Genomic DNA, 19,387 nt, shown 5'->3' on the forward strand with positions numbered 1-19,387 from the left:
TGTCGGCGCAGTGTGCTTGGAATTAACCCGGCGCTGACGCTATGGAGCTGATGTTGCACTGCGGTCAACCACATGTTGCGTCAGCGTTACGCAATCAATCTCACTCTATGCTGACGGTATGCCTAGCGCGCTCTCCTCCTGGCTGTCCGGCCCCGAGCCTGCGGATTCGGGACACCCGTCCGCCTACCCGGGAGAAGCGTTCGATTTGCCCGAGTCCGGGCCCGGATCGCTGGCCCGATCGGGGCGTCGATTCGCCGCATTGTTGGTCGACTGGCTGATCGCCTATGGGCTGGCCGGGCTGTGCATCAGCTTCGGATTGTTCTCCACGGCGTGGCTGTCCACCGCCGTACTGGTGATCTGGCTGGTGCTCGGCGCGGTCTCGGTGCGGCTGTTCAGCTTCACGCCGGGCCAATATGCGCTGGGTCTGATGGTGGTCTCTGTGGACAACCGCATGCACGTGGGTATCGGCCGCGCCTTCTTGCGCGGTCTACTGCTCACGCTGGTGATCCCGGCGCTGTTCATGGACAGCGACATGCGGGGCATGCAGGACAAGTTCACCTTCACCGCCGTCGTCCGCAGGTAACCCCGCGCCGCCCGGCACTTCCGTCACTGTCGTCCCGGTCTGGTGACAGCGAGTCACCACAGGGCGAGATTCGGCCCGCTTTTCCGCCTCCAGGTGACTCCGAGTCGAATCGGGTGCGCTCGCTAGACCTCGAAGTAGACGCGCCCGTTCATCACCGTCATCTGAATGTTGGCGGCGTGGATGTCGTGCGGATCGATCTCGAAGATGTTGCGCTCGAGCACGATCAGATCGGCTCGCTTACCCACCTCGACCGAGCCCACCCGGTCGTCGAGGCGGATCTGGTAGGCCGCCCCCAACGTGTTCGCGTGCACGGCCTGTTCGACGGTCAGTCGCTGGTCGACGGGGGAGAGCACCGGTGCGTTCGGGTCCTCGATCAACTGCCGAGTGACGCCCACCTGGATGGAGTCCAGCGGCTTGTAGGTGGAGAAGTAACCCGCCGCGGGCCAGTCGGTGCCCAGCGACACCCGCCCACCCGAGCGCAGAACGTCCTGGGTGCGGTACATCAGGTCCTTGCGCGGCGATCCGTAACGTGCGGCCATGTTCTCCAGGGTGTCTGGATCACCCGACGACCAGTTCGCGGAGAACTGCGCGATGACGCCGAGCTGCGCGAAGCGCGGATTGTCGCTGTCGGCGACGTAGACCAGGTGCGCGATGGTGTGCCTGCGGTCGCGCGGGGGATTGGCGGCGATGGCTGCTTCGACGGCATCCAGCCCGGTGCGGACCGTGCGTTCTCCGCAGGCATGGATGTGGACGTCGAACCCGGCGGCGTCGACCTCGCGCACCACCTGGTGCCATTGATCGAGTGTGAACGGTGAACCGCCGATCGAATCCGGTTTGTCGGCATACGGCTCGAGCAGCCACGCGGTGTAACCGCCCTGGGTGCCGTCGCCGATGACCTTCACGACGTCGACCGAAACCAGCTCGCCGGAGATCTCGTCACGGACCCGCCGGAACGCCTCGACGGTGCCGTCCACCGGCGCCGCGCGCACCGAGTACGACGCGACAACCCGGAACGGCAGCTCACCGCTGCGTTCGGTCTCGGTGTACAGCCTCAGGATCGAGGCCTGGTCATCGCCGATGGGAGGAACGCCGGCGTCGAACACCGAGGTGATGCCGGCGGCGGAGGCTTTCGGGAGCCACTCGCGCATCAATCTGTCCATGGTCTCGGCAGAGATCGGTTCCACCGCGTTGACCAGACCGAGCACCGCGTTGACCTCGAGGATGTACCCGGTGGGGTCACCACTGGTGTCGCGGGCGTAGTAACTGAATCCCGGAACCGGATCGGGGGTGTCGCGGTTGACCCCGGCCAGCTCCAGGGCCTTGCTGTTGGCCCACAGGCTGTGGCCGTCGATGGCGAAGAAGAAACCGGGGCGGTCCGGCAGCACCGAGTCCAGATCGGCACGGGTGGGACCGTCGGGGCCGAACATGTCCACCCGCCAACCGAATCCGCGCACCGGCCCCTCCGGATGCTGCTGTGCGTACTGCGCGATGGCGGCCTGCGCGTCGGCCAGCGTCGGCACCTGCAGATCGACACCCGAGGTCAGAAACGAGCCGAGGAACGGATGGGTGTGGCCCTCGACGAAGCCCGGCATGAGCAGCCGCCCGTTCAGATCGACCACGCGGGTACCGGCGCCGATGAACGGCTGGACGCCCGCGTCGTCGCCGACGTAGCCGATGGTGTTGCCGGTGACGGCCACCGCCTGCGCCCACGGGGTGGGGCCGGCCACCGTGTAGACGGAACCGTTGCAGAACACCAGGTCGGCCGGTCCGGTGGGGGCGGCCTGAGCCGCATTCGGGCCGACGGTGGCGCCCAGAGCCCCTGTGGTGACCACCAACGCGGCGGCCCGCATGGCCGAGCGACGGCTCAAGGTCGGGCCACGGCCGTAGGCCGCAAAATGTGGAGCCCACTCGCACGCGGTACACATGGTCGATACCCCCTCAGCCGGCCGAACCGGCGTCGGTGGCGCGCGAAAGTATCGCCTGCGTCAACCACCAATGCAAGACCCCACGCACAGCGTGAGGTGATGGTTCAGCAAACTGTCAGCGACGCTGCACCTTGCGCTGCACACCGCGCAGCTTGGCGGCATTGGGCAGCGGGCCCTTCGGCATCGCAGCCGGCCCCATCTTGGTGCCCAGCGCCTGCAGGCGGGACTCCAACGAGTCCATCTGCTTGGTGTTGATGTTGGCGGGCAACTTGTTGAGGTGACGCTCCAGCTTGGCCAGCGGCACCTCGCCTTCGCCGTTGCCGACGATGATGTCGTAGATCGGCACATCGCCGACCAGGCGGGCGGTGCGCTTCTTCTCCTGAGCCAGCAGAGGCTTGACCCGGCCGGCGTTGCCCTCGCCGACGAAGATCACACCCGGGCGGCCGATCACCCGATGCACAGCGTCGAAGTTCCCGGTGGCGGCCACCCCGGGAGTGACCCGCCAACGGCCGCGCAGGTTGTCCAGCGCCCAGGCTGCGGCGCCGGTCTGCCCCTCGGCCTTGCGGTACACCGATTTCTGGGCCCGGCGCCCGAAGATGATGAAGGCGACCAACGCACCGAGCACCACACCCAGCGGGATCAGCATCCACATGGTGAAACCGCCGATGGCGATGCCCGCACCCACCGACAGCGCCACGATCAGCACAAACGCGCCGATCATGTACGGCAGGAGACGCTTGTCCTCCTTGCGCTGCATCTGGAAGGCCTGCCACAGCTGGCTGCGGCGCTGCTTGGATGCGGCCTTGCGGGCGGCCTTCGCCTGGGCCTTTGCCTCTTTGGCCTCAGCTTTGTTGCGGGTTGCCATGCGATCAGGATACGGCGCTTCGAGCCCGCTTCTCGACGGCCTGCTGGTAGAGCCGACCGGCCCGGTACGACGAGCGCACCAGCGGCCCGGCCAGGACACCGGCGAATCCGATGCTCTCGGCATAGGCGGCGTGCTCGACGAACTCCTCGGGCTTGACCCAGCGCTCTACCGGGTGGTGCCGAGCCGAGGGGCGCAGGTACTGGGTGATGGTGATCAGGTCGCAGCCGGCACCCAGCAGATCGTCGAGCGCGGTGCGGACCTCTTCTGGCGTCTCACCCATGCCGAGGATGAGGTTGGACTTGGTGACCAGGCCGAAGTCGCGGGCCGCGGTGATGACATCGAGGCTGCGCTGGTAGCGGAAGGCCGGACGGATGCGCTTGAAGATGCGCGGGACGGTTTCGACGTTGTGCGCCAACACTTCCGGGCGAGCTTCGAAGACCTCGTTGAGCTGCTCGGGAATGGCGTTGAAGTCCGGGATCAGCAGCTCGACACCGGTGTCGGGATTGAGCGCCTTGATGTAGCGCACCGTTTCGGCGTACAGCCACGCGCCGCCGTCGGGCAGATCGTCACGGGCCACCCCGGTGACGGTGGAATACCGCAGACCCATGGCCTGCACGCTCTCGGCCACCCGGCGCGGTTCGTCGCGGTCCAGCTCGGCGGGCTTACCGGTGTCGATCTGGCAGAAGTCGCAGCGCCGTGTGCATTGCTCGCCGCCGATCAGGAAGGTGGCCTCGCGGTCTTCCCAGCACTCGTAGATGTTGGGGCAGCCGGCTTCTTCACACACCGTGTGCAGACCCTCACGTTTCACCAGGCTCTTCAGCTCGGTGTACTCGGGGCCCATCTTGGCGCGGGTCTTGATCCACGGGGGTTTGCGTTCGATCGGGGTCTGCGCGTTGCGCACTTCCAGTCGCAGCAGCTTGCGGCCCTCGGGAACGACGCTCACTGGGATGATCCTACGCTCGCCTCGGCGCGTAGACGGACCGGCAGGGCGCCGTCGAGTGCGTCACACACCGCGGTGGCCACCCGCTCTCGGACGGCGGCGACGGTGACGGTGCGGCCCAGTTCGGCGGTCAGCGACGTGACGCCGGCGTCGGCGATGCCGCACGGGATGATGGATGTGAATGCGCCCAGATCACAGTCGCAATTCAACGCGAACCCATGCAGGGTGACCCCCCGCGCCACCCGGATGCCGATGGCGCCGATCTTGCGCTCCGGTCGTGTCGCGTCGGCCGGCAGCCACACTCCCGAGCGGCCCTCGACCCGGCCGGCGTCCAGACCGAACTCGGTGCACACCGTGATCAGTGCCTCCTCGAGCCGACGCACGAAATTCACCACATCCAGCGGCTCGGTCAGTCCGATAATCGGGTAGCCGACCAGCTGGCCGGGGCCGTGCCAGGTGATCTTGCCGCCGCGGTCTGTGTCGACCACAGGGGTCCCGTCCTGCGGCCGCTCCCCGTCCTCGGTGCGACGGCCCGCGGTGTACACCGACGAATGCTCGAGCAGCAGAAGCGTGTCCGGCCCGCCCGCCACCCGGGCGTCGGCGAGTGCACGCTGGGTGTCCCAGGCGCTGCGGTAGTCGAGGATGCCCAGCTGCCGTACGTCGACCGCGGCGGAGCTGGACCGGATGGAACTCATGACAGTCAACCTACGCCGGTTCACCGCGGCTGATCGCGAAGCTCAGCGCTTCGCCGATGGTCTGGTGATGGAACCGGAAGCCGGCCCGCTCCAGTGCCGCGGGGATGGCTCGCTGACCGGTCAGCAGACCCTCCTGGGCGAACTCCCCGAGCATCGTGGTGATCACGAAACCCGGGGCGATCATCGGCGTCGGACGGTTGAGCGCGCGGCCCAGCGCAGTGGTGAACTCGGCGTTGGTCACCGGCGCAGGCCCGGTCAGGTTCACCGGGCCGGACAGCTCGTCGTGGAAGATCGCGAACAGCAGTGCCCGCACTTCGTCTTCGAGGCTGATCCACGGCATGTACTGGCGGCCGTTGCCCAGCCGGGCGCCCAGACCCAGGGAGAACAGCGGCCGCAGCCGACCCAGCACGCCGCCTGCGGGGGAGAGCACCAGCCCTGAGCGGGTGTGCACCACCCTGGTCCCGGCTGCGTCCGCCACCACGGTGGCGGCTTCCCAGTCCAGGCACAATCGGGCCAGGAAGCCCGCGCCCGGCCCACTGCTCTCATCCACCACCCGGTCGCGGGTGTCGCCGTAGAACCCGACCGCGCTGGCGTTGATCAGCGTGGGTACTCCGGCGTCGGCGACCGCCGCGGCCAGCACCTCGGTGGGGGTGATGCGGCTGTCGCGCAGGCTCTGCTTGAACGCCCCCGACCAGCGTGACCCGCCGACGTTGACGCCGCACAGGTTCACCACCGCGTCGACCTCGGCCAGACCGCTGGTATCGAACTCGCCGGTGTCCGGATTCCAGTGCAGCTCATCAGGATTCGACGGCGCTCTGCGCACGATGCGCACCACGCGGTGATCGGTGGCGCGCAGTGCGTAGACCAGTGCCGAACCGATGAGGCCGGACGAGCCGGCCACGGCGACGGTGCTCATGGTGGCCTACCGGCCTCTCTCAGAGACCGAGATCGCCCTCGAAGGCCCCCTCTTCGAGGCGGCGCTTCACCGTCGTCAAGAAGCGGCCGGCGTCGGCACCGTCGACCAGGCGGTGGTCGTAGGTCAACGGAAGGTAGCTCACCGACCGCACACCGATGGACTCGTTGCCGAACTCGTCGACGATCACCCGCGGGCGCTTGACGATGGCACCGGTGCCCAGCATCGCCGCCTGAGGCGGCACCAGGATCGGGGTGTCGAACAAGGCGCCCTGGCTGCCGATGTTGGTGATCGTGAACGTGCCGCCGGACAGCTCGTCAGGCTTCAGATTGCCCGAGCGGGCCCGGCTTGCGATGTCGTTGATGGCCCGAGCCAACCCGCCCAGCGACAGGTCGCCCGCGTTCTTGACCACCGGCGACAGCAGACCCTGATCGGTGTCCACCGCGAAGCCGAGGTGCTCGGCGTCGTAGTAGGTGATCTCCTTGGCGTCCTCGTTGTAGCTGGCGTTGATGTTCGGGTGCGCCTTGAGTGCGTCGATGACGGCCCTGGCGATGAACGGCAGGTACGTCAGATTGACGCCTTCGCGCTCGGCGAAGCTCTTCTTGGCCTTGGCTCGCAGCGCCACGATCTTGGTCATGTCGACCTCGTGGACCTGCGTCAGCTGCGCGGTGGTCTGCAGCGATTCCCGGGTCTTCTTGGCGGTGATCTGCCGGATCCGGTTGGCCTTCTGCGTGGTGCCGCGCAGGTGCGCCAGGGGGCTCTCGGCGGGAGCGGCGGCCTTGGCGGCGGGAGCTGCGGGCTTCTCGGCGGGAGCAGCTGCCGGCTTCTTGGCTTCTTCGGCCGCGGCCAGCACGTCCTGCTTGCGGATGCGGCCACCGACACCGGTGCCCTTCACCGCCGCCAGGTCGACGTTGTTCTCCGCCGCCAGCTTGCGCACCAGCGGGGTCACGTACGGGCTGCCGTCACCGGACGGCGCGTCCTCGGCCTTGGGTTCGGGCTTGGGCTCGGGTTTCGGTTCGGGCTTGGGTTCCGGCTTCGGCTCGGGCTTCGGTTCCGGCTTCGGCTCGGGCTTCGGTTCCGGCTTCGGCTCGGGCTTGGGCTCGGCCTTCGGGGCCGCTCCCTTGTCACCGATCTTGGCCAGCTCGCCGCCGACGGCGACCGTGTCGTCCTCGTCGGCGGTGATGCTCAGCAGCGTGCCCGCCACCGGCGACGGGATCTCGGTGTCGACCTTGTCGGTGGAGACCTCGACCAGCGGCTCGTCCACCTCGACCGAATCGCCGACGTTCTTCAGCCAGCGGGTGACGGTGCCTTCGGTGACCGACTCGCCGAGCTCAGGCATCTTCACCGAGGTGGCCTCGCCGCCGGACGACTCGGCGGCAGGCTCGGGTTCCGGCTCCGCTTCGGGCTCGGGCTCGGCTTCTGCCTCAGGCTCTGGAGCCGCTTCCTCGCTCGGGGTGGCTTCGGGTTCGGTGGTGCCGCCGCTCTCGCCCTCTTCGGCGTCGCCGATGACGGCCAGCTCGCCGCCGACCTCGACCGTGTCGTCCTCCTGGGCCACGATCTTGGTGAGCACACCGGCGGCCGGGGACGGGATCTCGGTGTCCACCTTGTCGGTGGAGACCTCCAGAAGTGGCTCGTCGACTTCGACGGTGTCACCTTCTTGTTTGAGCCAGCGGGTGACAGTCCCCTCGGTGACGCTCTCACCGAGTGCGGGCATCTGGACTGAAACGGCCATGCTGTTGACTCCTCGAAGGTCAGTCGTTGTTCGACTTACGAGCGGTTCGCGTTCCGGCTTACCACAACGTCGTGTACCGGTTCAGAAACCCAGGTGCATTTTGTGCGCAACCATCCTTTCACTCTCCGCGGATCCGCATGCACTCAGGGTTGCCCGACGCTCTGGCACTATCGAAGTGAGAGTCAACTCATCCCTCAGCCAAGGAGTGCACCCGAGTTGGGATTGTTCGACAGGTTCCGGCGCAGCGGAACCGCCCGCGGCACCGACCCTGCCGCTGACCTGCGGTACATGCGCGAATGGGTCGCCACCCACAGCGGTGTGGAGGCTTTCGTCGAGCCCAAGACCACGGTTACCGAGCTAACGGTGGTGCTGGTCGCCAACGACGGCGAATGGACCCGGCGCCGGGTCGGCGGAGAGAAGGGCGCCCGACGGCTGTCCGATCAGCTGAAAATCCCCGTCTACGACGTCCAGAAGGTCGGCTACCCGCAGCGCATGCGCGACCACGACGCCCGCCGCCGGGTGGAACGCAAGCGAGCCCTACGCGACGAGCTGGCCGCGGAGGACTAGCTTTCGGCAGCGACGGCGGCCGACACGTACACCTTCGCGACGACACGCCGTGTCGCGGCGCAGAGGTTTACGCCTGGAGGCGATTGTGTGCGTGGGCTCCACGGCGAAAGGCCTATTGATTCCGGTACCGCCGGTATGAGGTACTTGGGCGATGGAGCCGAGGTTCATCAACAGCGTTGACGACGTACGCATCGCCACCTACGAGCAGGGCAATCCGGACGGGCCCACGTTGGTCCTGACTCACGGTTGGCCGGACTCCCACGTGCTGTGGGACGGCGTGGTGCCGCTGCTGGCCGACAAGTTCCGCATCATTCGCTTCGACAACCGCGGGGTGGGCGCCTCGACGGTGCCCGCACCGGTGGACGCCTATCGGATGGAACGTTTCGCCGACGACCTCGAGGCCGTCATCACCACCCTGGCGCCCGGGGAGCCGGTACACGTGCTCGGCCACGACTGGGGATCCGTGGCCACCTGGGAGTACCTGGGCCGCCCCGGCGCCGGGGACCGGGTGGCCTCGTTCACCTCCGTCTCGGGGCCCAGCACCGACCACTACAAGGCGGCCATCTGGCGCGATCTGGCCCGCCCGCACCGCCCGCTGCGGTTCCTGAAGGCAGCGGAGCGGCTGTTGCGGCTGACGTACATGTTCCCGCTGGCGACGCCGGTGCTCACCCCGCTGGTGATGCGCGCGCTGTTCTCCGGCCGACGAGGCACGGTCCTGCTCACCGACGGCGCCAAGCGCTTCCGAAGCGACACCACCGCAACGGATCTGGTGAATTCGCTCAAGATCTACCGCGCCATGGTGAGGCAGTCGCCGCGGCGGTACCGCAGCGATCACTACGTCAGCGTGCCGGTGCAGCTGATCGTCAACACCAAGGACCCGGTGGTGCGTCCGCACGGGTTGGACGCCGTGTCGCAGTGGGCGCCGCGGCTGTGGCGCCGCGACATCATGGCCGGGCACTGGGCTCCGATGACGCACCCGCAGGTGCTGGCCCGCGCGGTCACCGAACTGGTCGAGCACCTCGACGGCGCTCCGGCCGCGCGTGAATTGCTGCGTGCGCAGGTGGGACGACCCCGGAAACCGTTCGGCGACACCCTGGTCTCGGTCACCGGCGCGGGCAGCGGCATCGGCCGCGCCACCGCGGTGGCATTCGCGGCGCAGGGCGCCGAGGTGGTGGTCAGCGACATCAACGAAGACATGGTGAAGGAAACCGCGGCACAGATCGCCGCGGCGGGCGGGGTGGTCCATCCCTACGTGCTGGACGTCTCGGATGCCGGTGCGATGGAACGCTTCGCCGATCAGGTGTGCACCGCGCACGGCGTGCCGGACGTGGTGGTGAACAACGCAGGCATCGGGCAGGCCGGTGACTTCCTGGACACCCCGGCCGAGCAGTTCGACCGTGTGTTGGACGTCAACCTCGGTGGGGTGGTGAACGGCTGCCGTGCCTTCGCCGGTCGACTGGTGGCCCGTGGCACCGGCGGACACATCGTCAACGTCGCCTCCATGGCGGCCTACGCGCCGTCGCAGGGCCTGAACGCCTACTGCACGTCCAAGGCCGCCGTGTACATGTTCTCCGACTGTCTGCGTGCCGAACTGAGTTCTGCCGGAATCGGTTTGACAACCATCTGCCCTGGCGTGGTCGACACCGACATCGTGCGCACCACCCGCTTCGACGTGCCCGCCGACAAGGTGGTGGCCGCCGAGGCCGCCCGCGGGCGGGCGCAGAAGGCCTTCGGCGCCCGGCACTACGGGCCGGAGAAGGTGGCGGCGGCCATCATCGCATCGGTACACAAGAACACGGCGGTACGGCCCGTCACCCCCGAGGCGCACCTGGTCTACGGCGTCGCCCGGGTGGCGCCGCAGATCCTGCGCAGCACCGCCCGGGGCAAGCTCGTCTAGCCGTTTTCGGCGATGTCTTCCAGCACCGCGAACATGGTCCGTGTCGGCACGCCGGTGCCGCCCTTGCCGGTGTAACCCCATGGGCCGCCGGTGTTGTAGGCCGGGCCTGCGACGTCCAGGTGTGCCCACTGCACGCCCTCGGCGACGAACTCCCGAAGGAACACCCCGGCCACCAGCATGCCGGCGAAGCGCTGCCCGCTGATGTTGGCCAGATCCGCAACCTGCGACTTGAGATCGTCCTTGAGTTCGTCGGGCAGCGGCATCGGCCAGCCGTTCTCGCCCACCGCCTGCGAGATCGAGGCCACTCGGTCCCGGAAGTCGTCGCTGCCCATCACGCCCGGGTACCGGGCACCCAGCGCGACGGTCTGCGCGCCGGTCAGCGTCGACGTCTCGATCAGATAGTCGGGGTTGTCCTCACACGCCCGCACGATGGCGTCGGCCAGGATCAACCGGCCCTCGGCGTCGGTGTTGAGCACCTCCACCGTCGTCCCGCCGTACTGGGTCAGCACGTCACCGGGGCGCTGCGCGGTGGCCGACGGCATGTTCTCGGCCATCGGCACCGTGGCGGTGACGTCCACCGGCAACTCCAGTTGCGCGGCCAATGCCACCGTGGCGATGACGGCGGCAGCGCCGCCCATGTCAGAAGTCATGTGATGCATGGAGGCGGCGGGCTTGATCGAGATGCCGCCGGTGTCGAAGGTGATGCCCTTGCCGACCAGCGCCACCTTCTTGGCCTTGCGCTTGCCGGACTTGTGGCTCAGCCGGACCAGCCGCGGCGGCCGAGACGAGCCCTGCCCGACACCGATGATGCCGCCGTAGCCTTTCTTGGCCAGCGCCACCTCATCGAGAATCTCCACCGTGAGGCCCGCCGCCTCACCGAAAGCCCTGGCGCGCTTGGCGAATTCATCCGGGTACAGGGCGTTGGGCGGGGTGTTGACGAAGTCGCGGGCGGTGGCCACCGCGGTCGCGACGGCGGTGGCGTGGGCCGCCGCCGCCTTGGCCGCCTTGGCGGTACTGAGCGCCGTGATCTTGCTCAGACCCGCGTCTTTCGGCGAGGTCTTGGCACTACGGAAGTCGCTGAACCGGTAGGCGCCCAGGATCAGGCCCTCGATGGCCGCCTCGAGATCCAGCTCCGACAGCGTGGTGATCACCGCCTCGGTGCCGTTGAGGGAGCGGGCGGCGGTACCGGAGGCCTTGCGGATCAGATCCGACGGCCACTCGTCGCGGGCCTTGCCCAGCCCGACGGCCAGCACGCTGGCCACCGACAGCGACGGCACCACCAGTCGTGTCACCGACTCCGCTGCGCCCTTGGCGCCCAGTGCGGTCAGCGCCACCTCGATCTCGCCGACGGCCTCGGCATCCAGGAACGGGTTGGGCACCACCGTGGGGCCGGCATCGTCGGCGTTGGTGACGCCGACGATCAGTACGGCCGACCCGGTGCCGCGTTTGGGCAGTGACGTGGTGACGGTGACGGTGGGGGACTGGTAACCGGGTGCGGTGCTCACGGGGTTCACCCTAACCACCGTGCTACTAGGGTGTGGATCGTGACTTCACCTGATTCCGCCAGCCAGCTGCGAGGACCGCTGGAAGACCGTCACCGAGCGTTGGGTGCCAGCTTTGCCGAGTTCGGCGGTTGGCTGATGCCGGTGTCCTACGCGGGCACCGTCACCGAACACAACGCCACCCGCAACGTCGTCGGACTGTTCGACGTCAGCCACCTCGGCAAGGCGCTGGTCAAAGGTCCCGGCGCCGCGGAATTCGTCAACTCGGCACTGACCAACGACCTGCGCCGGATCGGCCCCGGCAAGGCGCAGTACACGCTGTGCTGCACCGAGACCGGCGGCGTGATCGACGACCTGATCGCCTACTACGTCAGCGACGACGAGATCTTCCTGGTGCCCAACGCCGCCAACACCGCCGCGGTGGTGGCTGCGCTGAAAGCCGTTGCGCCGGAGGGGCTGACGATCACCGACGAGCACCGGTCGTTCGCTGTGCTGGCTGTGCAGGGTCCAGAGTCCGGTGACGTGCTGGCTGCGTTGGGCCTGCCGACCGACATGGACTACATGGGTTACGCCGATGCCGAGTACGCCGGAGTGCCGGTGCGGGTGTGCCGCACGGGCTACACCGGTGAGCACGGATTCGAGCTGCTGCCGTCGTGGGATCAGGCTGCGGTGGTGTTCGACGCACTCGTGGAACAGGTGAAGGCGCGCGGCGGTGAACTCGCCGGGCTCGGTGCCCGCGACACCCTGCGCACCGAGATGGGCTACCCGCTGCACGGGCACGAGCTGTCGCTGGACATCTCGCCGCTGCAGGCTCGGACCGGCTGGGCCATCGGCTGGAAGAAGGATGCGTTCTGGGGTCGCGATGCCTTGCTCGCGGAGAAGGAAGCCGGGCCGGCGCGGCTGCTGCGCGGGCTGAAGGTGCTGGGCCGTGGAGTCCTACGACCGGATCTGACGGTGCTCGACGGGGACACGGCCGTCGGCGTCACGACGTCGGGGACGTTCTCGCCGACCCTGAAGGCGGGCATCGCGCTGGCGTTGTTGGACGCCAAGGCGGGAATCGAGGACGGCGCGCACGTGACCGTCGACGTCCGCGGCCGTGCCGTCGAATGCGAAGTGGTCAAGCCACCGTTCGTCGCAGTCAAAACCCGCTAGCGCGCAGTTATACAATCTGGTGCATGACCATCGGCCACCTCGAATTCTCTCTTGCCCGCAACACCACACCGGCAAGTGACGAGGTACGGGCCGGGATTCTGAAGGATCCGGGGTTCGGTGGCTACTTCACCGATCACATGGTGTCCATCGACTACACCGAGGGCCGTGGTTGGCACAACGCCCAGGTGCTGCCGTACGGTCCCATCACCCTGGACCCGTCGGCCGTGGTGTTGCACTACGCCCAGGAAGTGTTCGAGGGGCTCAAGGCCTACCGCTGGAAGGGGGACGCCGGCGAGAATGTCATCGTCTCGTTCCGTCCGGAGGCCAACGCGGCACGTCTGCAGCGCTCCTGCCGCCGGCTCGCCATCCCGGAGCTGCCCGAGGACGTGTTCATCGAGTCGCTGCGCCAACTGATCGCCGTCGACGCGGCATGGGTTCCGCCCGCCGGTGGTGAGGAGTCGCTGTACCTGCGGCCCTTCATCATTGCCACCGAACCGGGGCTGGGCGTCCGGCCGGCCACCGAGTACCGTTACCTGCTGATCGCCTCGCCGGCCGGGGCCTACTTCAAGGGCGGCATCAAACCGGTCAGCGTCTGGTTGTCCACCGATTACGTGCGGGCCAGTCCGGGCGGCACCGGCGCGGCCAAGTTCGGCGGCAACTACGCCGCCTCGCTGCTGGCGCAGGCGGAAGCCGCCGAGCACGGTTGCGATCAGGTGGTGTGGCTGGACGCCATCGAGCGCCGCTACGTCGAAGAGATGGGCGGGATGAACCTGTTCTTCGTGTTCGGCAGCGGCGGTTCCGCGAGGCTGGTGACACCGGAGCTGTCGGGCTCACTACTGCCGGGAATCACGCGGGATTCGTTGTTGCAGTTGGCAACCGACGCCGGCTTCGCCGTCGAGGAGCGCAAGATCGACGTCGAGGAGTGGCGCAAGGGGGCGGCCACCGGTGAGATCACCGAGGTGTTCGCCTGCGGTACCGCCGCGGTGATCACGCCGGTGTCGCAGGTGAAGTACGGAGACGGCGAATTCACCGTTGCCGACGGCGAACCGGGTGAGGTCACCATGGCACTGCGTGACACCTTGACCGGCATCCAGCGCGGCACGTTCGCCGACACCCACGGTTGGATGGCCCGGCTGGGCTGACGCCGCCTACCCGGCCAGCAAACCCAGCGCCACCAGCGTCGTCGTCACCTCGATAGCGAAACCCAGTACGTCGCCGGTGATTCCGCCGAACCTGCGCACGCAGTGGGCCACCAGCGCGATGCTCACCGCCAGCGCCACCACGACCGTCACCGGTCCTTGCCATGGCAGCGGCGCGGCAAAGGTGGCGAACCATGCCAGCGCCGCCACCCAGACCGCCGCCACCCAGACCGGCTGGGAACCTGCCACCGCGCCGCCGAGTGAACTGCCCGGGGCGGCGGGGACCGACTGACGGCACGCCAACACCGCCGCCACCCGGCCCGCGGAGACAGCGACGACGATGGCCACCGGGTCCAGCGCCGAGAACGTCGCCGCTTGCACGGTGATCACCAGCACCACCGCGGCCACTCCGAACGGGCCGGCCGTACCGCCGTGCATCACCGCCAGTGCGCGCTCGGGCGGCCCGTAGCAGCCGAGGCCGTCCACCGTGTCGGACAGCCCATCGATGTGCAGGCCGCGGGTGGCCAACAGCAGCACCGCCACCGCCAGCAGTCCTGGCACGATTCCGCCGAACAGCGTTGCGGCGCCGTGGTTCACCGCAGCGGCCAGCACCCCCAAGGTGATGCCGACCAGCGGCAGCGCGGTCAGCGCTCCCCGGCCGATCGGGGCCTGCGTGCGGATCGGTAGCACCGTCGCGAACGAGAACGCGCCGGCCACAGCGCGCATCACGATGAAGCCGGATCTGATTCCTGGCCACTGGTGACACCGGCCGAGTCGAAGGTCGCCATGTGCGCCAGCGTCGCGACGGCGGCACGCACCACTGACAGTGCGACAACAGCTCCGGTGCCCTCGCCGAGGCGCATCTGAAGATCGACAATCGGTTCGAGTTCGAGCTGTGTCAGCGCCAGTGTGTGCGCCGGTTCGGTGGAGCGGTGCCCAGCCTGCCACCAGGCCCGCGCGCCCGGCGCCAACCGCTCGGCGGCCAGCGCGGCAGCGGTCACCACCACGCCGTCGAGCAGTACCGGCGTGCGTCGGATGGCCGCCTGGGCCAGGAAGCCGGCCGTCGCCGCCAGGTCTGCACCTCCGGCGACACGCAGCAGCGCCAGGGTGTCGAAGCGGTCGCGGTGCGCCCGGTACATCGCGTCGCGTATCGCGGCGGTCTTGCGACGCCAGCCCAGATCATCGATGCCGGTGCCGCGACCCACTGCCACCACCGGTTCGGTGTTGGTCAGGGTTGCGATCAGAACCGTTGCCGGCGTGGTGTTTCCGATTCCCATGTCGCCCGCGATCAGCAGGTCGGCACCGGCGTCCACTTCCTCGTCGGCGATCCGCGCGCCGGCCTGGACGGCCGCGACCGTCTGCTCCTCGGTGAGCGCGTCCTCGGCGGCGACGTTGCCGCTGGAGCGCCTGATCTTGTATTCACCTGTGCTGTCGTCGTCCACGGCCACGTCGACCACCCGTACCGATGCCCCGGCCACCTCGGCCAGCACGTTGACCGCCGCGCCGCCCGCAACGATGTTGGCGACCATCTGTGCGGTGACCTCAGGCGGATAGGCCGACACCCCGGCCGCGGCGACACCGTGATCGCCGGCGAACACCACCACCCGCGCGCGTTCGAATTGTGTTGGCGGACAGACGCCTTGACATGCAGATGCCCACACTGAGAGTGCTTCGAGCCGGCCCAGTGCGCCATGGGGCTTGGTCAGCGTCTCCTGGCGGGCCAGGGCGGCGGCCGCTGCCTCGGCATCAGGTGCGACAACCCGGGGGAACATCGAGGCGGAATCCATCTAGGACCTCTGTGGCTTGACGGTCAGCGGCTGGCCGGCGACCACCAGGACCACCCGGTCGCATACCGCGGCCAACCGTTGGTTCAGTGTGCCCAGTGCATCGGCGAAACGCCGCCCGGCCTCGGTGTCGGGCACCAGCGTCAGGCCCACCTCGGGACTCACCAGCACCAACGGTGAACCGAACACTTCGACCGCCGATACCAGCGCGTCGGTGTCCTCGGTGACGGGGGCGCCGGCCCAGGCTCCAGCGCGATCCATTGCCGCCGTCAGCCAGTTGCCGACATCGTCAACCAGCGTTGCCGTACCTCGGTGGGCGTGCAACTGTGCGGTGACATCGGAGGTCTCGGCGGTCTCCCAGTGCGTCGGACGGCGCAGTTGATGGGCGGCCACCCGGGCCGACCAACTCTCGTCGTCAGAAATCGGACCGGTAGCCAGGTAACGCACCGGGGCGTCGCCTGCGGATTCGGCGATGGCCTGCTCGGCCCAGCGTGATTTGCCCGATCGGATACCGCCGAGCACCAGCGTGCGCACCGACCGGGGTCAGACGACTTTGTCGCCGCGGTTGACCATCGGCCGCGGCGCCCGCATCCGGCGCAGCTGCGAGGCCCGCCCGGCCGCATAGAAGCCGAGCTTGACGCGGCCCTCGGTGTTGTCCGGGAACTTCACGTCCACCGCGTTGTTGACCTTGCGGGCCAGCAGGATGCCGTCGATGGCCATGATCGCCATCAAAATCAGCATGGCGGGAGAGATGTAGTACTGCACCTGCGGCACTGCCAGCATCACGAAGATGAGGAACAGCGCGGCCGGCATGAACAGGCCGAGCAGGTTGCGCCGCGAGTCGACGATGTCACGCGCATAGCGGCGCACCGGACCCTGGTCGCGGGGCAGCAGGTAGGCCTCTTCGCCGGCCATCATCCGTTCGCGGCGCTCGTTGGTGACCGCCCGCCGCTCGGCGCGTTCGATCTTGCGCTCTTCCTTCGACAGCTTGGGACCGGCCATCGCCTTGCGGCGAGCCCTGGCCTCCTTGGTGGTCATCGGCGCGGGCGCCACGGGGCCGCGCCGCTTGGTGCTGTCACGTTTGGGCGTGGGCCTGCCCTTGGGGGCGGTGCCGGGTGTGGTCACCTCGCTGGAGGTGTCGATCACGTCCGACGTCGATGCTGTGACATCGTCGGAGTCTCCGTCGTCTTTCTTGCGGCCCAGCAGTTTCACACAGCCAGGTTACTTGGGATACGCCCGTGCCCGGAAATGCACCGGCATCACCCGCGCCTTAATCTGCACTCATGACGGTCACACAAGATTCAGCTCTCAGAGTGTTGATCGCACCCGACTGTTTCGGCGACACGCTGACCGCGGTGGAGGCCGCGCAGGCCATCGCAGTGGGCTGGCAGCAATCCCGCCCCGGCGATGAGTTGACGCTGGCCCCGCAGTCCGACGGCGGGCCGGGGTTTGTCGGTGTGCTGGCCAGCAGGCTCGGCGAACTCCGGCACAGCCGGGTGTGCGGGCCGCTGGACCCGCCCGGTGAAGGTTCGGTGGACGCCGAGTGGGTGTTCGACCGCATCACCGACCCCACCCGTCCCACCGCGTACATCGAGTGTGCGCAGGCGTGCGGTCTGACCCTGCTCGGGGGACCGCCGACGGTGCAGACCGCGCTGGCGGCCCATACCTACGGCGTCGGCCAACTCGTGGACGCGGCACTGGCGGCCGGTGCCACCCGCATCGCCGTGGGCTTGGGCGGCAGCAGCACCACCGATGGCGGCCGCGGCATGATCGAGGCACTCGGCGGCCTGGAAGCCGCCCGTGCCCGACTGGCAGACGTGGACCTCATCGTCGCCTCAGATGTCGAGCATCCGCTGCTGGGCCGCATGGGTGCGGCGACCGTCTTCGGTCCGCAGAAGGGTGCCGATCCCGCCACTGTCGAGCTGTTGGAACAGCGACTCACCGAATGGGGTGCTGAACTGGATGCGGCGGCGGGGCGTCCCGTCTCCGGTGAGGCGGGAGCGGGTGCCGCGGGCGGCCTCGGTGCCGCACTGCTGGCACTGGGTGGACACCGCGAGTCCGGTGCGGCCATCATCGCCGAACACACCCGCCTTGCCGACGATGTGGCCGTGGCCGAACTGGTGATCACCGGCGAGGGCCGCTTCGATGACCAGTCACTGCACGGAAAAGTGGTCAGCGCGCTGTCGAACGGGGCCGGAGCGCACCAGATCCCGGTGCTGGTTCTGGCCGGGCAGGTGACCTTGGGAAGCGACGCGCTGCGGAAGGCGGGGATCGCCGCGGCGTTCGCTGTCGCCGAGTTCGCCGGATCCGTGCAGGTGGCCATCGACGACGCGGCCAACCAGCTGGCGGGGCTGGCGCGAAAGACGGCCGCAGAACTCGGCAGAGATCGGGAATAGCGGACGGACATCGCAACGCTACGCGCGACTGGGAATTGCGGCAGAGATCGGGAATAGCGGACGGACATCGCAACGCTACGCGCGACTGGGAATTGCGGCAGAGATCGGGAATAGCGGAGAAACAACGTACAGTTGCACATATTGGGCTGTGGCCCACTACATGCTCGTCACGAGGGAGACGCAATGACTGTTCAGCACGAGTCGGTGACCACCGAAACCCACGGCGCGATCCTGACGGACGCCGCGGCGGCCAAGGCCAAGTCACTTCTCGATCAGGAGGGCCGTGACGACCTGGCGCTGCGCATCGCGGTCCAGCCGGGTGGCTGTGCCGGCCTGCGGTACAACCTGTTCTTCGACGACCGCACCCTCGACGGTGATCTCGTCGTCGAATTCGGTGGAGTCAACCTGACCGTCGACCGGATGAGTGCCCCCTACATCCAGGGTGCCACCATCGACTTCGTCGACACCATCGAAAAGCAGGGCTTCACCATCGACAACCCCAACGCCACCGGCTCGTGCGCCTGCGGCGACTCGTTCAACTGATTCTCTGATCCAACTTCAGCCGGGCACGTTCTAGCAGCGCTAGAACGTGCCCGCTGTGCGTAGAACGTACGAGCACACCAGCACCTCGTCGCCGAACGCCAGCAGCTGCGCCACACCCTGACGGGTGTCATCACCGCCCCGGTTACCGGTGGCCGGCACCACCTGCATGCTGAACAACACCTGCGCGCTGCTCGGTGAGGCGAACACCATGGTGTCGACACCGGTCACGTGGGCGCTGGAGAACTGCTTCTGGAACGCGTCACTGCTCAGCCGCGCCAAGGCGTCGTCGGCACGCCGGTCCTTCACTCCGTCGTACAGCCCACACAACGTGTTGCGCGAAATCGCTTGCAGGTCACCGTCGGACAGCGCGTCGAGGTAGTTCTGGATGGCCGCCTGTGCGCTTGTGTTGTTCAGTACCGCGCCACGGGCGTCGTCGCCGCGACCCACCAACGCCACTGCCGCGACCACGGCGCCGATCACCGCCACCGCCACCACGGCCGCCACGATCGGCTTCCACCGGCCCCGTTTCGGGTAGGGCGCCCCGGGAGGCACGGGACCGGGCGGCGAGCCGGGGTAGGGCACCGAGATCGGTCCGGTGTGGAACGACGACGCATTCGGTGGCGGTTCCGGCGGACGGTAGGGGCCCCAGGCCCCGCCGAAGTTGGGGTTGTATGCGGGCTGTTCGGGCCTGGGGTCGGGGCCCGGCGCGCCGACACCCTGGTGCGGCGGGTAGAGGCCGGACATGTTTTCTCCC

19 protein-coding genes are annotated in these 19,387 nt (G+C 68.3%); 7 read left to right on the forward strand and 12 right to left on the reverse strand.

All coding sequences use genetic code 11. The features are described 5' to 3' along the window. The first annotated feature begins 118 nt into the window (after positions 1 to 118). Positions 119 to 583 (forward strand): RDD family protein, encoded by a 465-nt coding sequence (locus tag BVC93_RS22970; protein ID WP_083739474.1) that lies wholly within the window; start codon positions 119 to 121, stop codon positions 581 to 583. A 122-nt stretch (positions 584 to 705) separates the two neighbouring features. Here BVC93_RS22970 and BVC93_RS22975 read toward each other — a convergent pair whose 3' ends face one another. The 6 genes from BVC93_RS22975 to sucB form a co-directional block, all read right to left on the reverse strand. Then, a complete protein-coding gene (locus BVC93_RS22975; protein ID WP_083739475.1) occupies positions 706 to 2,508 on the reverse strand; it encodes an amidohydrolase in 1,803 nt (600 codons plus the stop codon). Between the two features lie 115 nt (positions 2,509 to 2,623). Next, the gene (locus BVC93_RS22980; protein WP_083739476.1) at positions 2,624 to 3,373 is read right to left on the reverse strand and encodes a DUF4191 domain-containing protein; all 750 of its coding nucleotides are present in this window, start codon (positions 3,371 to 3,373) and stop codon (positions 2,624 to 2,626) included. 4 nt (positions 3,374 to 3,377) lie between these two features. Next, positions 3,378 to 4,316, reverse strand: a complete 939-nt coding sequence (lipA, locus tag BVC93_RS22985) for a lipoyl synthase (RefSeq protein ID WP_083739477.1) — start codon at positions 4,314 to 4,316, stop codon at positions 3,378 to 3,380. Next, entirely contained in the window at positions 4,313 to 5,008 is a 696-nt protein-coding gene (lipB, locus tag BVC93_RS22990; protein ID WP_083739478.1) for a lipoyl(octanoyl) transferase LipB, read from the reverse strand. Before lipB ends, lipA begins: the two co-directional genes overlap by 4 nt. Before the next feature lie 10 nt (positions 5,009 to 5,018). Beyond that, positions 5,019 to 5,924, reverse strand: a complete 906-nt coding sequence (locus BVC93_RS22995; protein ID WP_083739479.1) for a TIGR01777 family oxidoreductase — start codon at positions 5,922 to 5,924, stop codon at positions 5,019 to 5,021. Positions 5,925 to 5,943: 19 nt separating this feature from the next. Further along, positions 5,944 to 7,653 carry a 2-oxoglutarate dehydrogenase, E2 component, dihydrolipoamide succinyltransferase gene (sucB, locus tag BVC93_RS23000; RefSeq protein WP_083739480.1) on the reverse strand — a complete coding sequence of 570 codons (1,710 nt, stop codon included), beginning with the start codon at positions 7,651 to 7,653 and terminating at the stop codon, positions 5,944 to 5,946. 216 nt (positions 7,654 to 7,869) lie between these two features. Here sucB and BVC93_RS23005 point away from each other — a divergent pair, with 216 nt between their 5' ends. Beyond that, positions 7,870 to 8,220 (forward strand): oxidoreductase, encoded by a 351-nt coding sequence (locus BVC93_RS23005; protein WP_083739481.1) that lies wholly within the window; start codon positions 7,870 to 7,872, stop codon positions 8,218 to 8,220. A 151-nt stretch (positions 8,221 to 8,371) separates the two neighbouring features. Next, complete coding sequence (locus tag BVC93_RS23010; RefSeq protein ID WP_083739482.1) at positions 8,372 to 10,117, forward strand: SDR family oxidoreductase; 1,746 nt, start codon at positions 8,372 to 8,374, stop codon at positions 10,115 to 10,117. On the opposite strand, the gene BVC93_RS23015 is transcribed toward BVC93_RS23010, so the two are convergent. Beyond that, entirely contained in the window at positions 10,114 to 11,622 is a 1,509-nt protein-coding gene (locus tag BVC93_RS23015; protein ID WP_083739483.1) for a leucyl aminopeptidase, read from the reverse strand. The genes BVC93_RS23010 and BVC93_RS23015 overlap by 4 nt on opposite strands. Before the next feature lie 30 nt (positions 11,623 to 11,652). Between BVC93_RS23015 and gcvT the strand changes: the two genes are divergently transcribed. Continuing rightward, positions 11,653 to 12,771, forward strand: a complete 1,119-nt coding sequence (gene gcvT, locus BVC93_RS23020; RefSeq protein ID WP_192860076.1) for a glycine cleavage system aminomethyltransferase GcvT — start codon at positions 11,653 to 11,655, stop codon at positions 12,769 to 12,771. Positions 12,772 to 12,794: 23 nt separating this feature from the next. Beyond that, the gene (locus BVC93_RS23025; RefSeq protein ID WP_083739484.1) at positions 12,795 to 13,913 is read left to right on the forward strand and encodes a branched-chain amino acid aminotransferase; all 1,119 of its coding nucleotides are present in this window, start codon (positions 12,795 to 12,797) and stop codon (positions 13,911 to 13,913) included. Positions 13,914 to 13,919: 6 nt separating this feature from the next. Here BVC93_RS23025 and BVC93_RS23030 read toward each other — a convergent pair whose 3' ends face one another. From BVC93_RS23030 to BVC93_RS23045, 4 genes are read right to left on the reverse strand one after another with little or no spacing between them, the layout of a single operon-like run. Further along, on the reverse strand, positions 13,920 to 14,639 hold the full coding sequence (locus BVC93_RS23030) for an adenosylcobinamide-GDP ribazoletransferase (RefSeq protein WP_083739485.1): 720 nt from the start codon (positions 14,637 to 14,639) through the stop codon (positions 13,920 to 13,922). Next, positions 14,636 to 15,697, reverse strand: a complete 1,062-nt coding sequence (gene cobT, locus BVC93_RS23035; RefSeq protein WP_083739486.1) for a nicotinate-nucleotide--dimethylbenzimidazole phosphoribosyltransferase — start codon at positions 15,695 to 15,697, stop codon at positions 14,636 to 14,638. Before cobT ends, BVC93_RS23030 begins: the two co-directional genes overlap by 4 nt. Further along, positions 15,698 to 16,228 (reverse strand): bifunctional adenosylcobinamide kinase/adenosylcobinamide-phosphate guanylyltransferase, encoded by a 531-nt coding sequence (locus tag BVC93_RS23040; RefSeq protein WP_083739487.1) that lies wholly within the window; start codon positions 16,226 to 16,228, stop codon positions 15,698 to 15,700. 9 nt (positions 16,229 to 16,237) lie between these two features. Further along, on the reverse strand, positions 16,238 to 16,906 hold the full coding sequence (locus BVC93_RS23045; protein ID WP_083739488.1) for a DUF3043 domain-containing protein: 669 nt from the start codon (positions 16,904 to 16,906) through the stop codon (positions 16,238 to 16,240). A 71-nt stretch (positions 16,907 to 16,977) separates the two neighbouring features. Here BVC93_RS23045 and BVC93_RS23050 point away from each other — a divergent pair, with 71 nt between their 5' ends. Both BVC93_RS23050 and BVC93_RS23055 read left to right on the forward strand, forming a co-directional pair. Next, positions 16,978 to 18,090 carry a glycerate kinase family protein gene (locus tag BVC93_RS23050; protein WP_083739489.1) on the forward strand — a complete coding sequence of 371 codons (1,113 nt, stop codon included), beginning with the start codon at positions 16,978 to 16,980 and terminating at the stop codon, positions 18,088 to 18,090. 183 nt (positions 18,091 to 18,273) lie between these two features. Continuing rightward, complete coding sequence (locus tag BVC93_RS23055; protein WP_083739490.1) at positions 18,274 to 18,633, forward strand: HesB/IscA family protein; 360 nt, start codon at positions 18,274 to 18,276, stop codon at positions 18,631 to 18,633. 39 nt (positions 18,634 to 18,672) lie between these two features. On the opposite strand, the gene BVC93_RS23060 is transcribed toward BVC93_RS23055, so the two are convergent. Then, positions 18,673 to 19,377: an Rv0361 family membrane protein gene (locus BVC93_RS23060; protein WP_083739491.1), complete on the reverse strand. Its 705-nt coding sequence runs from the start codon at positions 19,375 to 19,377 to the stop codon at positions 18,673 to 18,675. Positions 19,378 to 19,387: the final 10 nt, after the last annotated feature.

It is taken from the genome of Mycobacterium sp. MS1601 (assembly GCF_001984215.1).
Classification (GTDB): domain Bacteria; phylum Actinomycetota; class Actinomycetes; order Mycobacteriales; family Mycobacteriaceae; genus Mycobacterium.

Coding starts and splice junctions, on each gene's coding strand:
- BVC93_RS23025 (WP_083739484.1), top strand. CDS start 12,795: ATGACCATCGGCCACCTCGAATTCTCTCTTGCCCGCAACACCACACCG.
- BVC93_RS22980 (WP_083739476.1), bottom strand. CDS start 3,373: ATGGCAACCCGCAACAAAGCTGAGGCCAAAGAGGCAAAGGCCCAGGCG.
- BVC93_RS23010 (WP_083739482.1), top strand. CDS start 8,372: ATGGAGCCGAGGTTCATCAACAGCGTTGACGACGTACGCATCGCCACC.
- BVC93_RS22995 (WP_083739479.1), bottom strand. CDS start 5,924: ATGAGCACCGTCGCCGTGGCCGGCTCGTCCGGCCTCATCGGTTCGGCA.
- BVC93_RS22975 (WP_083739475.1), bottom strand. CDS start 2,508: ATGTGTACCGCGTGCGAGTGGGCTCCACATTTTGCGGCCTACGGCCGT.
- sucB (WP_083739480.1), bottom strand. CDS start 7,653: ATGGCCGTTTCAGTCCAGATGCCCGCACTCGGTGAGAGCGTCACCGAG.
- lipB (WP_083739478.1), bottom strand. CDS start 5,008: ATGAGTTCCATCCGGTCCAGCTCCGCCGCGGTCGACGTACGGCAGCTG.
- cobT (WP_083739486.1), bottom strand. CDS start 15,697: ATGGATTCCGCCTCGATGTTCCCCCGGGTTGTCGCACCTGATGCCGAG.
- BVC93_RS23055 (WP_083739490.1), top strand. CDS start 18,274: ATGACTGTTCAGCACGAGTCGGTGACCACCGAAACCCACGGCGCGATC.
- BVC93_RS23050 (WP_083739489.1), top strand. CDS start 16,978: ATGACGGTCACACAAGATTCAGCTCTCAGAGTGTTGATCGCACCCGAC.
- BVC93_RS22970 (WP_083739474.1), top strand. CDS start 119: ATGCCTAGCGCGCTCTCCTCCTGGCTGTCCGGCCCCGAGCCTGCGGAT.
- BVC93_RS23060 (WP_083739491.1), bottom strand. CDS start 19,377: ATGTCCGGCCTCTACCCGCCGCACCAGGGTGTCGGCGCGCCGGGCCCC.